This is a genomic window from Candidatus Pelagibacter sp. Uisw_137 (genome assembly GCF_047720245.1).
GTDB lineage: Bacteria > Pseudomonadota > Alphaproteobacteria > Pelagibacterales > Pelagibacteraceae > Pelagibacter.
In genome coordinates this window covers 860,042-872,709 of record NZ_CP159811.1, presented here as the reverse complement: position 1 = coordinate 872,709, position 12,668 = coordinate 860,042, and the positions used below count along the sequence as shown (strand labels likewise).

Annotated in this window: 12 protein-coding genes and 1 pseudogene; 8 read left to right on the top strand and 5 right to left on the bottom strand. The window is 28.5% G+C overall.

Annotated features, from left to right (window positions below):
* Positions 1-79: 79 nt before the first annotated feature.
* From ABXT61_RS04755 to aspS, 3 genes are read left to right on the top strand one after another with little or no spacing between them, the layout of a single operon-like run.
* Positions 80-1,045: a hypothetical protein gene (locus ABXT61_RS04755; RefSeq protein ID WP_415314631.1), complete on the top strand. Its 966-nt coding sequence runs from the start codon at positions 80-82 to the stop codon at positions 1,043-1,045.
* The gene (locus ABXT61_RS04750; protein WP_415314630.1) at positions 1,042-1,704 is read left to right on the top strand and encodes a DnaA ATPase domain-containing protein; all 663 of its coding nucleotides are present in this window, start codon (positions 1,042-1,044) and stop codon (positions 1,702-1,704) included. Before ABXT61_RS04755 ends, ABXT61_RS04750 begins: the two co-directional genes overlap by 4 nt.
* On the top strand, positions 1,705-3,489 hold the full coding sequence (aspS, locus tag ABXT61_RS04745; protein WP_415314629.1) for an aspartate--tRNA ligase: 1,785 nt from the start codon (positions 1,705-1,707) through the stop codon (positions 3,487-3,489). It abuts the gene before it with no gap.
* Between the two features lie 2 nt (positions 3,490-3,491).
* Here the strand turns inward: aspS and ABXT61_RS04740 are convergent, their stop codons facing one another.
* Positions 3,492-4,313 carry a ribonucleotide reductase gene (locus ABXT61_RS04740; protein ID WP_415314627.1) on the bottom strand — a complete coding sequence of 274 codons (822 nt, stop codon included), beginning with the start codon at positions 4,311-4,313 and terminating at the stop codon, positions 3,492-3,494.
* A 115-nt stretch (positions 4,314-4,428) separates the two neighbouring features.
* On the opposite strand from ABXT61_RS04740, the gene ABXT61_RS04735 reads away from it, so the two are divergent.
* Complete coding sequence (locus ABXT61_RS04735) at positions 4,429-4,788, top strand: NADH-ubiquinone oxidoreductase subunit NDUFA12 family protein (protein ID WP_415314625.1); 360 nt, start codon at positions 4,429-4,431, stop codon at positions 4,786-4,788.
* A complete protein-coding gene (locus tag ABXT61_RS04730; RefSeq protein ID WP_415314624.1) occupies positions 4,748-5,146 on the top strand; it encodes a DUF2155 domain-containing protein in 399 nt (132 codons plus the stop codon). Before ABXT61_RS04735 ends, ABXT61_RS04730 begins: the two co-directional genes overlap by 41 nt.
* On the opposite strand, the pseudogene accC reads toward ABXT61_RS04730, so the two are convergent.
* From accC to aroQ, 3 genes and pseudogenes are all read right to left on the bottom strand, one after another.
* Positions 5,143-6,480: pseudogene (gene accC / locus ABXT61_RS04725) on the bottom strand (acetyl-CoA carboxylase biotin carboxylase subunit). The gene ABXT61_RS04730 and the pseudogene accC sit on opposite strands and share 4 nt — an antisense overlap.
* Entirely contained in the window at positions 6,480-6,905 is a 426-nt protein-coding gene (locus ABXT61_RS04720; protein WP_415314623.1) for an acetyl-CoA carboxylase biotin carboxyl carrier protein, read from the bottom strand. Before ABXT61_RS04720 ends, accC begins: the two are co-directional and overlap by 1 nt.
* Entirely contained in the window at positions 6,902-7,342 is a 441-nt protein-coding gene (gene aroQ, locus ABXT61_RS04715) for a type II 3-dehydroquinate dehydratase (RefSeq protein WP_415314622.1), read from the bottom strand. The genes ABXT61_RS04720 and aroQ overlap by 4 nt, the downstream gene beginning before the upstream one ends.
* 16 nt (positions 7,343-7,358) lie before the next feature.
* Between aroQ and thiS the strand changes: the two genes are divergently transcribed.
* Both thiS and ABXT61_RS04705 read left to right on the top strand, forming a co-directional pair.
* Entirely contained in the window at positions 7,359-7,577 is a 219-nt protein-coding gene (gene thiS / locus ABXT61_RS04710; RefSeq protein WP_415314621.1) for a sulfur carrier protein ThiS, read from the top strand.
* Between the two features lie 2 nt (positions 7,578-7,579).
* Entirely contained in the window at positions 7,580-8,353 is a 774-nt protein-coding gene (locus tag ABXT61_RS04705; RefSeq protein ID WP_415314619.1) for a thiazole synthase, read from the top strand.
* On the opposite strand, the gene ABXT61_RS04700 is transcribed toward ABXT61_RS04705, so the two are convergent.
* Positions 8,350-10,209, bottom strand: coding sequence for an Rne/Rng family ribonuclease (locus tag ABXT61_RS04700; RefSeq protein WP_415314618.1), 1,860 nt, complete (start codon positions 10,207-10,209; stop codon positions 8,350-8,352). The two genes, ABXT61_RS04705 and ABXT61_RS04700, sit on opposite strands and share 4 nt — an antisense overlap.
* 101 nt (positions 10,210-10,310) lie before the next feature.
* Here ABXT61_RS04700 and ABXT61_RS04695 point away from each other — a divergent pair, with 101 nt between their 5' ends.
* Positions 10,311-12,644, top strand: coding sequence for a penicillin-binding protein 1A (locus ABXT61_RS04695; RefSeq protein WP_415314617.1), 2,334 nt, complete (start codon positions 10,311-10,313; stop codon positions 12,642-12,644).
* Positions 12,645-12,668: the final 24 nt, after the last annotated feature.

Sequence of the window (12,668 nt, the reverse complement as noted above, 5' to 3'; positions counted from 1 at the left end):
TGTATATATTTATTTTATTTTATTCTCTCTATTAATAGTATTTTTTTCCACAACTTATTCGAATGCAAATGCATTTAAGGTGTCTAACATTGAAATATCTTCTCCATTTGAACTAAATTTTGAAAAAAATAATGTAATTGATAAAGGATTTCAAACTTCCTTTTCCGATTTGATTTCAATGATTACAACCTCTGGTGATAGAAAAAAGATTAAAATTGCTTCAATCAAAGAACTTAAAGGCATGATCGATTCTTTTACTATTAGTGATGAAAAATTTATAAATAATGAATATTTTGCAAATTTAGAAACAACATTTAATAAAAAAAAAATTCTTAAATTTTTAGAAAATAAAAATATATTTCCATCGATACCAAAAAGAAATAAGATATTATTATTTCCTATCGTTGTAGAAACTAAAGATAATAATATTTATCTTTTTAATAATAATATTTTTTACGATAAATGGAATGACCAAAAAAATTCTTATGATTTATTAGATTATTTATTACCAAGCGAAGATATTGAAGACTTGATAGAATTACAAAGAACATCCAAAGACATTGAAACTTACGATTTTTCAAATTTAATTAATAAATATGATATTAAAGATAGTATAATTTTAATAATATACAAAGAAGGTAATAATATAAGAACACTTTCAAAAATTAATTTAAACAATACTCTGAAAATTCAAAATAAGAACTATTCCAAAATAGATATTGTAAATGTGGATGACTTTTATAATGTTGTTAAAAGTTTAAAACAACTTTATGAAGATCAATGGAAAAAAAATAATGAAATTAACACATCAATAAAACTTCCTATAACAATATCTATTAATTCCAAAAAAACTAAAAAAATTGTAGAGTTGGAACAGGCACTTGATAGTTTAGATTTAGTATCTGACTTTAATATCTTGAATTTTAATAGTGAGAATATTCAGTATAAAATTACTTATAATGGTACACCTAATATTTTTTTAAATGACATGAGAGAAAAAAATCTTGAATTAGAAATGGAAAATAATATTTGGACAATAAAATGAAAAGTTTAAATCAATTATTATTAGATTTTGATTATGAACAAAATTTTAAAGACGATGATTTTTATGTTGGAAAAAGTAATTTTTATGCTTTTGAAGTGATTAATAAATGGCCAAAATGGGAAAAAAACTTTTTAAACATTAATGGTGAAAAATTTTCAGGAAAAACCCATTTAGTAAATATTTTTTTGAAAAAGTTTAACGGTATTAGGATTGATGTTAATTCATTAAATGATGAAAACCTTAAATCTATTAAACCTTACCAAAACATAGTTTTAGAGGATTTAAATTTAAATATAAATGAGAAGCTGATTTATTCTCTTTTTAATATAATAGATCAAGATAACAAGTTTTTGATAATCACATCAACGAAACCAATATCTGAGATCAATTTTCAACTAGATGATCTTCGATCTAGAACTAAGAACTGTCTTTTTGCAAATATTCAAAACCCTGATGATGAGTTAATGTTTGCACTGATATTAAAAAATTTATCAGATAGACAAATTACTTTAGATAAAAAGCTGATTGACTTTATTATCAAAAGAATTGAGAGATCGTATGGCAAAATATTTGAATTCATATATAAAATTGACAAGATTAGTTTAAAAAAAAAGAAATCAATCGACTTTAAAATTATTAATGAAGCTCTTGAGGAATAAGTGAATAAATACAGAACACATACATGTATTGAGTTAACGAAAGATAACAGTGGTAATGATGTTGTTTTGTCAGGTTGGATAAACAAAAAAAGAGATCATGGAAATTTATTGTTTATAGATTTAAGAGACAATTATGGAATGACTCAGTGCATTATAGATAAGAGTAACGAAAATTTTAAATCATTAGAAAAAATTCAATTAGAAAGCGTAATTAAAATAAAGGGTAAGGTTGTTGAGAGAACAAAAGAGACCATTAACACTGATCTCCAAACTGGAGAGATAGAAATTAATATAGATTCATTTGAAGTACTTGGTACTTGCAAAGAATTACCAATGCCAGTTTTTAGTGATCAAGAATATGCTGAAGAAATTAGACTTAAATACAGGTTCTTAGATTTAAGAAGAAAAAAGATTCATGATAATATTATCTTAAGGTCAAAAGTTATTTCTTTTATTAGAAGTGAGATGTCTAAACTTGGTTTCTTGGAGTTTCAAACACCAATATTAACATCTTCCAGCCCTGAGGGTGCAAGAGATTTTTTAGTACCAAGCAGACTAAATCCTGGAAAGTTTTATGCACTACCACAAGCACCACAACAATTTAAACAGCTTATAATGGTTTCTGGTTTTGATAAATATTTTCAAATAGCTCCATGCTTTAGAGATGAAGATGCAAGGGCAGACAGAAGTCCAGGTGAATTTTATCAGCTCGATTTAGAAATGTCTTTTGTTGAACAAGAAGATATTTTTCAAGTTGTTGAAAAATTAATAGTCAATGTTTTTAAGAATTTTTCTTCAAAAAAATTAATGTATGAAAAATTTCCAAGAATACCTTATGAGGAATCTATGCTTAAGTATGGATCAGATAAACCAGATTTAAGAAACCCATTAATAATTTCTGATTTATCAAACATTTTTACCCGTGACGATGTTACGTTTGAGATATTTAAAAAGCTTGTACAATCTGGCTCTAAAGTAAGATGTATAGTTACAAAAAATACAAAAGATAAACCTAGAAGTTTTTTTGATAATATTGACAAGTGGGCCAAAGAACAAGGTGCATCAGGTCTTGCTTATTTTACAATTGAAAAAGAAGAAAATCTTTCAGCAAAAGGACCAGTAGGAAAATTTTTCTCTAAAGAAGCCTTAGAAGAAATCATGAAAATCACTGGAGCTGAAATAGGGGATAGTATATTTTTTGCCTGTGGAAAAATAAATGAAGTTGAAAAAATAACCTCTCTAGCAAGAGATAAAATTGCTACGGATTTAGAATTAATTGATGATAATACTTTTGCGTTTTGTTGGATTGTTGATTATCCAATGTTTGAAAAAAATGAAGTAACTAATAAAATTGAATTTAGTCACAATCCATTTTCAATGCCTCAAGGTGACATAAAAGATATTGATCTTGATAATCCACTTAATATTAAAGCCTACCAATACGATATTGTTTGTAATGGGATAGAACTATCTTCTGGCGCAATTAGAAATCACGTACCTGAATTGATGTATAAGTTATTCTCGATTGCTGGATATGAAAAAGAGCAAGTTGATGAAAAATTTAGTGGAATGATCAATGCTTTAAGTTATGGAGCTCCGCCTCATGGTGGTATAGCGCCCGGTATCGATAGAATTGTAATGCTATTAGCAAATGAAAAGAATATTAGAGAAGTTACAATGTTCCCAATGAATCAAAATGCCCAGGACTTAATGATGAACGCTCCATCAGACGTTAACGAAGAACAGCTTAAAGAACTTGGGTTAGCTTTAAAGCTGAAAAAATAATATTATTTTTTACCTTTTAAACTTATCTTAACATCAGATAAATCAACAAGATTCTTTTTGTAATTATTTCTAACAAAGCCTTTACTAGTAACATCTTTTATAATTTTAAGTAATTGATTTTGATCCTCAGTATTTTCTTCTTCAGGTAAAGATCTATCTGATCCTCCAATAGATGGAGTATGTGCTAAATCTTCTCTATTTTGATATGAAATAGCGAGTTCTCTAAATATATAATCAAGTATTGAAGAGGCACTCATTATTCTGTCATTGCCATGAACTTTTCCAGATGGTTCAAATTTAGTATCAACATAAGCGCTAATAAACTCATCTAAAGGAACACCATATTGAAGACCAAGTGATATTGCTATTGCAAAATTATTCATCAAAGCTTTTACCAGCTCGCCTTCTTTACTTGTGTCTATGAAAATTTCACCAATTTTACCATCTTCATATTCTCCGGTGTGGAGGTAAACTTTATGGTCACCAATTGTTGCTTTTTGGATATAACCCTTTCTTCTATCAGGCATACCAAATCTTTTACCCACACCTTCGTTAATTTGTTTAACAAAAGTGGTATTATTTTCTTTCGAAACAATTTTTGGTTGGCTTTGTTCAGTAATAATATCTAATTTTTTAGGTTCAATTACTTTATTATTTGGATCTAAGCTTTTTGTTTTTCTTGTATCAAGCTTAACATCTAAAACTTCGAATTTTCCATCATCGCGCTTTTCAAGGTTTGCTAACTCTGTTTCATTAATATCATCTAGATAATGATTAACTTTAAAGCTACAAGTATAATAGGTTTCAACTAAATATTTTGCCATTTTTCCTTTAATTAATTTTTTATTTTAAATCGTAAGATAATTAATTTATATACAAATCTTTACTTTAGTCTAATTTAAATAATACAATTTAGGATTGAAGAATTAATTAAATAATATGTTGACACTTTTAAAAAAAATTTTCATTTGGTGGAATCAAGAAACATTAGGTACAAAATTAAAAACTATTTTTTATGGAAAACTTGCTGGAAAAGATTCTAGTGGCAATAAATATTACGAAAGTAAATCTGGAAAAAGATGGGTAATTTATAATGATGAAATTGATGCTTCAAAAATACCTACTGAATGGTATTCTTGGATGCACTTTACTAATAATAGAATTGAAAACAATCACGAATTGAATAAGTATGATTGGCAAAAACCACATCAATCCAATCAAACAGGTACTGAGAATGCCTATCACCCAAATAAAAAAAATGATCCAATCAAAAAAAAATATACAATCTGGAAAAGTTAATTTTTTATTTTTTTTAATTTATTTTTTTTTAATAAGCCAGTCACTTCCCTTAATAGCTAATGAAGGAAGATTTGTTGAAATTAAGGTTTTAGATAAAGTAAGTTCAAAGACTGACCTTTTGAAATTAGAGATAGGTAAAGAATTTAAATTTAAAGGTTTATTAATAAAAAGTCTCAAATGTAAAAACTCAGAATTTGACGACAACCCAGAAATAACTGCCTATATTCAAGTTAAAGATATGACAAATAAAGATAATAATGAAGTTTTTATTTTTAATGGATGGACTTTTTCATCCAGTCCTGCTGTAAACCCTTTTGATCATGCTGTATATGACATTTGGTTAACAAGATGTTATTAGATTACTTTTTCGTTATCTAACCAGCCAACATTAAAGTCTAACTCAATAAATTTTTTATGGTTTAGTAGAATTTTATGAAGAGGTATTGTTGTTGTTATCCCTTCAATGACAAATTCATCTAAAGATCAATTCATTCTTTGTATTGCTTCAGTTCTATTTCTTCCCTGAGTTATTACTTTACAGATCATGCTATCATAATATGGGGTAACCTTATAACCTTGGAAAATTGCGCCATCTACTCTAGTTCTAAAACCTGATGGCTGGTGACACATACCTATGGTTCCAGGCGATGGTTGAAAATTTTTACTAGCATCTTCGGCATTAATTCTACATTCTATTGCATGTCCTCTAGGGTTAATATCGCTTTGATTTAAAGCTGTTTCGCCAGTGTAAGCTATCCAAATTTGTTCTTTAATTATATCAATCCCCGTTACCATTTCAGTTACTGGGTGCTCTACTTGAACACGAGTATTCATTTCAAGAAAATAGAATTTACCATCTTCATATATAAACTCTACTGTTCCAGCACCTTCATAACCAATTTTACTAACCATGTTTACTGTTCTTTCAAAAAGATCTTTTCGGATTTCTTCAGTTAAGACTGGACTAGGAGTTTCTTCTATTAATTTTTGATGTCTTCTCTGCACAGAGCAATCTCTTTCATGAAGGTGAACAGTTCTATTTTTGCCAGACAAAACTTGAACTTCTATATGTCTTGGGTTTTGAAAAAACTTTTCAATATAAACCTCATCATTTCCAAAGTATTTTTGTGCTTCAGATTTTGCCGTTGAAAATAATGTTTCAAATTCTTCTTCTTTGTTAACAATCTTCATTCCTTTTCCACCTCCACCTCCAGAAGCTTTAATTAAAACAGGAAAACCAATCTTTTTACATAGCTCTTTTGCTTGTTCTATATCAGTTACACCACCTTCAGAACCTTCAATTACTGGAAGGCCATGCTGTTTTGCAATTCTTTTTGCTTGAATTTTATCTCCCATCATTTCTATGAGTTTTGAAGAAGCACCAATGAATTTAATATTATTTTCTTCTAAGACTTTAGCAAAAGTTGCATTCTCAGATAAAAAACCATAACCAGGATGAACAGCTTCAGCTTTTGTTAACTCTATTGCAGACATCAAGGCTGGAATATTTAAGTAACTGTTTGCTGGCTGGTGTGAACCAATGCAAACACTTTCATCAGCTAGTCTAACGTGCATACTATCTCTATCTACATCTGAATGAACAGCAACAGTTGCTATTCCCCATTCTTTACATGCTCGAATAACTCGAACTGCAATTTCCCCACGGTTTGCAATTAGAATTTTTTTAAACATTATTCAACAATGATAATAGTTTGACCATACTCAACAGGTTGGCCATCTTCTACACAAATTTCTTTTATAATCCCATCTGCTGTTGAAGGAACATGATTCATAGTTTTCATAGCCTCAACTATCATAACCGTTTCACCTTTTTTAATTTTTTTACCAACTTCTGCAAATTTCTTAGCCCCAGGTTCTGCTGCAAGATAAGCTGTACCGATAATAGGAGACTTAACCTCAGTCCCAGATATAACGGTAGACTTAGCTGCATTAAGGACAGGTGTAGAGGCAGTAACACTTACTGCTTGATTTGAGCTAACTGGGTTTGATTTTGATACTTTGATTTTAGTATCTTTTTCTGTGTACTCAATTTCAGTTAAATTGAACTCATTTAAATAATCAGTTAATTCTTTAATAATATTTTTATCTATTTTCATTTCTGTAGCATGTTTTGCATTGCAATTATGGCTAAAATATAACCGTTATCACCTAAACCAAAAATTCCACCTGTAGCAATATCGCTGATTAAAGATTTATGTCTAAATTCTTCTCTTTTATATATATTTGATATGTGAAGTTCAATAATTGGTTTTTTAAAAATATCCAAAGCATCCCTGATAGCAACTGATGTGTGGGTAAACCCAGCAGCATTAATAATTATACCATCAATTTTTTTTTTAGCTTCTTGTATGATTGTAACTATTTCACCTTCTATGTTTGACTGAGAAAACTCTAAATTAATATTTAAATCATTAGCTTTGCTTAAACAATTTTCTTTTAATTTATCGAAAGTTATTGATCCATATTGTGATTGTTCTCTTTCACCTAATAGATTAAGATTAGGACCATTAATAATTATAATATTATTATTCATCAGATTCTTATACATTATGAAAAAAATAAAAAAAATAAAAATTAAGATAAATGGTAAATTTTCAACAATAAATGAAAATTTAAGCCTCTCAACTTTTTTAAAAGAACTAAAAATTCCTCTTAAAAAAGTAGCAATTGAATTAAACCAAGAAATAATGGATAAAAATAATTTAAAGATAATAAAACTAAAAAAAAATGACAAAATAGAAATTGTTCATTTTATTGGAGGTGGGTAAAATTGGTTAACGATAAATTAATAGTTGATAAAAAAAAATTTAATTCCAGATTAATAGTTGGAACTGGTAAATATAAAAGTATGGCTGAATGCGCAAAAGCTATAAAATTATCAGGTGCAGAAATAGTTACTGTTGCAGTGAGAAGGGTAAATATTTCTGATAAAAAAAAACCTCTATTAATGGATTATATTGATCCAAAAAAAATTACTTATTTGCCAAATACTGCTGGTTGTTTTAATTCTGAGGAAGCACTTAGAACTTTGCGTTTAGCAAGAGAAATTGGTGGATGGAAGCTGGTAAAACTTGAGGTACTAGGAGATAAAAAAAATCTATTTCCAGATATGATCGAAACATTAAAATCTACAGAAGTTTTAACCAAAGAAGGATTTAGAGTAATGGTTTACTGCAATGATGATCCTTTGATGGCTAAAAGATTAGAAAATGTTGGAGCTTGTGCAATTATGCCTCTAGCTGCACCAATAGGTTCAGGACTTGGAATTCAAAATACAACAAATATAAAAATTATAAGAAGCCAAACAAAGCTCCCTTTGATAATCGATGCTGGGTTAGGACAAGCGTCTGATGCAGCTATTGCTATGGAATTAGGCTGTGATGGGGTATTGGCTAATACTGCGATTGCTAAAGCTAAAAAACCATTTCAAATGGCTTTAGCATTTAAAAATGGAGTAATTGCAGGAAGACAATCTTATTTAGCTGGTCGTATAGAAAAATCTATATACGGAAGTGCATCTTCTCCAAAATCTGGGATTATTTAAGCTGCTGGTTTCTTAAAAAATTTCTTTTTAAAAAAAGGTTTTTTTTTATAAGGTTTTTTTTTAATTGGACTTTCAAAAGATTTAACCTCTTTTTTTTGCTCTTCTAGATTTTTTAACTTTTCTATATGTTGAACTGTTTCTATTGTTTTTTTAGTTTTGTTTTGAAGATCAATTATATACTCAGGAATAATAAGAGTATTATCTGCGATTATATCTATCTTAATTAAGTTTTTTTCTTCAAAATACTTTAAATCTTTAATAAAATTTTCTTTCATAAAGTCTGATATTTTTTCACAAATCTTAAGCTCTACAAATTTTGCTTTTGTTAAAACAGCTTTAACTTCAACTAATTTAAGAATTTTCATGGCAAAAGACTCATCGGTAAGAGTAACTTTCCATTTTACAGCACTTTCTCTTAACCTTTGTCTGGACATCTCTAATAGTCCAAATGTGCTAATTCTACCTATTTGAATTCTTGCCCTATCAGTTCTGCATTGCTCTTTAAGCTTTCTCTCAACCAATCTTCTATTTCCAAAACTTAACATATCAATAAAATCAATAATAATTAGACCAGACAAGTCTCTTATTTTTATTTGTCGAGATATCTCCTCTGCTGCCTCAAGATTAGTGTCTAAAGCGGTACCCTCAACATTTTTTTGTTTAATAGAGCTACCTGAGTTTATATCAATTGAAACTAATGCTTCGGTTGGATTTATAACCAGGTAACCACCTGATTTTAGTTTTATTTCTGAGTCATAAATTTGATTTAATTTTTCTTCAATATTTTCTTTGAAAAATAAAGGAACTTTTTCTCTATATTTTTTTATTTTTTTTACATGAGAGGGCATCATTAACTTCATAAAGTTTTGTGCTTTTTTGTAACCTTCGTTGCCTTCTATGATGATACTGTTTGTGTCTTCATCATACATATCTCTCAAGGTTCTTTTTATAATATCACTTTCTTGATGGATTAATGATGGAGCTATAGAATTTAATGCATTATCTTTAATTTCATTCCAGGTTTTAATCAAAGTTTGAAGATCATGATCTATATCATTTTTTGTTTTGTTTGACCCTGCAGTTCTTACAATAAGTCCCATTTCTTTTGGAATGGTTATATCGTTTAAGATAGTTCTAATTTTTTTTCTTTCTCCTGGGTTAAAAATTTTACGAGATATGCCTCCACCTTTTGGTGTATTTGGCATTAGGACAATATATTTACCTGCTATAGAAATAAAAGTACTTAGTGCTGCACCTTTTTGCCCTCTTTCATCTTTTAATACTTGTATTAAAATTACCTGGTTAGGTTTTATAACCTCTTGAATTTTATACCTTTTAGATCTAAATCTTACTTCAGGTCTTTTACCAAATGATACAGGTGAAGATTGTTCTTTGTTTTCATCAACTTGAGCACCATCTGCAACTGGAGTATCACTCTCTTCTGTTATCTGGTCATCACTCTCTAATTCAGATTCAGGTTTTACCTCAACTGGATCGTTAATATCAAGATTGCCTTCGTTAATATTTTTTTGCTCTTCCAGTTCACTTTTTTTTAGAAGTTCCTCTCTGGCTCTCTCTTCTTCTTCCTTTATTTTTGTTAAATCACTCTGAGGTATTTGATAATAGTCGGACTGAATATCGTTAAAAGATAAGAAGCCATGTCTATCTCTACCAAAATCAATAAATGCAGCTTGCAAAGATGGCTCTACACGGCTTACCTTACCAAGGTATATGTTATTTTTGATTAAATTGTTTTTTAAGCCTTCGTACTCGTAGTCTTCAATGCTTTCACCTGACTTAAGTACAACTCTTGTTTCATTTGGATGCGAAGCATCAATGTATAAATTTTTTTCCATATATTTTTGATTAATTGTTTCATTTTATATTTAAATAATTTTAAATTTTGTTTGAATTCAGTGCCTTAACATTACCAAATTCTTGTATATATTAAACTAAAATGCATCGAATAATTAGAAATATATTTATATTAGTTTTAAGTATTGGTCTATTATCTGCATTTTCAATATTAGCTGTTTTGTGGGCTTTTTCTAATAATTTACCAGATTATAAATTCCTTAAAAATTATAAACCATCAGTTTCTAGTAAAGTTTATTCAGGTGACGGCGAGCTAGTGAATGATTTTTCATCAGAAAAACGAATATTTGTACCCTATAAATCAATATCAGAAAAAGTGATTAACTCTTTCTTATCTGCAGAAGATAAAAATTTCTATTCACACCCTGGTGTAGATGCCAAAGGAGTATTAAGAGCAATAATTAATAATATATCCAATTTAATTGCATCAAGAAGACTAGAGGGTGCATCAACTATAACCCAACAAGTAGCAAAAAATTTTTTATTAACAAATGAAGTAAGTTTAAATAGAAAAATTAAAGAGGCAATTCTTGCTTTTAGAATAGAAAGGGCTCTTTCAAAAGAAAGAATATTAGAACTATACTTAAATCAAATATATCTTGGTGAAGGTACTTATGGTGTTGCATCAGCTAGCTTAGAGTATTTTGACAAATCAATTAGTGAATTAAATTATGAAGAGGCAGCTCTATTAGCAGCTCTACCAAAGGCCCCAAGTAGATATAATCCTTATAAAAATATTGAACTTTCAAAATTTAGAAGAAATTTAGTTATAAATAATTTATTTGAAAATAATTATATAAATAAAAAAAATCAAGAAGAACTTTTGTCAAAAAAAATTATACTAAAAAAAAGAAAAAAAGTTTTTACAGAAGACACAAGTTATTATGTTGAAGATATTAGAAAAGATGTTGTTGAAAAATTAGGTTTTGATAAAGTTTATAAGCAAGGATTAAATATAAGCACACCTATTAATCTTCATTTACAAAAAATCGCAACAGAGTCATTGAGGCAGGGTCTCATTGAACATGATAAAAGAAAAGGTTGGCGTGGAGCATTGACTAATATTAAAAAATTAGAAAAATGGAATAAAAAGGTAGATAAATTTAAGTTAGAAAAATCAATTAACTGGGACTTAGCAATAGTTAACAAGATAGATAAATTTTCAATAGAAATTGAAACAGAATATGAAAAAAAAGGAACTATTAAATATGAAAATATCTCATGGATAAAAAAGGATTTTAAAGAAATATTAAAAATTGGAGATGTTATTTATGTTGAAAATATTAACAAAAACATATTTGCCTTAAGACAGTTGCCAGTGGTCAATGGAGGAATTGTTGTTATGGATCCGTTTACTGGAAGGGTGTTAGCTTTAAGTGGTGGATTTAGTTTTAAAAAAAGTGAATTTAATAGAGCAACGCAGGCGCTAAGACAGCCAGGTTCTGCTTTCAAACCTTTTATTTATGCTTTAGCTCTTGAGAATGGATATACACCATCAACTTTAATTTTAGATGCACCATTAGTTTTAGAACAAGGAACTGATTTAAAAATGTGGAAACCAGAAAACTATGGAAAAAAATTTTATGGACCATCAACACTGAGAATGGGATTAGAAAAATCTAGAAACTTGATGACAGTTAGAATTGCACAAGATCTTGGAGTTAAAAAAATTGTTAATTTTTCAAAAAAACTTGGAATATATGAAAATCCTAGTGAGCTTTTATCAATTTCATTAGGTTCTGCTGAGACAACTTTATTAAAACTAACATCAGCATATTCATCATTTGTTAATGGAGGAAAACTAGTTAAACCAATAATGATTGATAGAATTCAAGATAGTGAAGGTAATACAATATTTAATAATGAAATGAGAGAGTGTATAAATTGTGATCAAATATCTCACTTAAGTGATAATTATCCAAATATAGAAGACAAGTTTGAGCAAATATTTTCTCCAGAAACGGCATATCAAATGACCTCGATATTAGAGGGAACTGTTCAAAATGGAACAGGAAAAAATTTAAAAGATTTAAATTTAGACTTAGCTGGCAAAACTGGAACAACGAATGGAAATACAGATACTTGGTTTGTCGGCTTTACCTCAAAATTGACAATAGGAGTTTATGTGGGTTCAGATAATCCAAAATCACTTGGAAGATATGAAACAGGAGCAAAAACAGCATTACCGATTTTTAAAAGCTTTGTAAAAAAAGCTGTAAAAAAAGAAGATGCAAGACCGTTTAAAGTTGCAAAAAATATTTTAATGAAAGTTATTGATCCTGTTACAGGAAAAAAAGCTGAAACTGGAACAAGAACAACAATTATTGAAGCTTATAAAGATGCGAAAGTAGAAAGTTTATTGAGTCAAGATATTAACAATAGATTAAAAAATAATAATATATTAAGGTTCTATTAATGGATAATGAATATTTAAATTACA

Excerpts from the sequence above, each read along its gene's own strand:
- ABXT61_RS04720 (WP_415314623.1), bottom strand. The coding sequence starts at position 6,905 with ATGAAAATAGATAAAAATATTATTAAAGAATTAACTGATTATTTAAAT.
- ABXT61_RS04740 (WP_415314627.1), bottom strand. The coding sequence starts at position 4,313 with ATGGCAAAATATTTAGTTGAAACCTATTATACTTGTAGCTTTAAAGTT.
- ABXT61_RS04695 (WP_415314617.1), top strand. The coding sequence starts at position 10,311 with ATGCATCGAATAATTAGAAATATATTTATATTAGTTTTAAGTATTGGT.
- thiS (WP_415314621.1), top strand. The coding sequence starts at position 7,359 with ATGAAAAAAATAAAAAAAATAAAAATTAAGATAAATGGTAAATTTTCA.
- ABXT61_RS04730 (WP_415314624.1), top strand. The coding sequence starts at position 4,748 with ATGATCCAATCAAAAAAAAATATACAATCTGGAAAAGTTAATTTTTTA.
- ABXT61_RS04750 (WP_415314630.1), top strand. The coding sequence starts at position 1,042 with ATGAAAAGTTTAAATCAATTATTATTAGATTTTGATTATGAACAAAAT.
- ABXT61_RS04700 (WP_415314618.1), bottom strand. The coding sequence starts at position 10,209 with ATGGAAAAAAATTTATACATTGATGCTTCGCATCCAAATGAAACAAGA.
- aroQ (WP_415314622.1), bottom strand. The coding sequence starts at position 7,342 with ATGAATAATAATATTATAATTATTAATGGTCCTAATCTTAATCTATTA.
- ABXT61_RS04735 (WP_415314625.1), top strand. The coding sequence starts at position 4,429 with ATGTTGACACTTTTAAAAAAAATTTTCATTTGGTGGAATCAAGAAACA.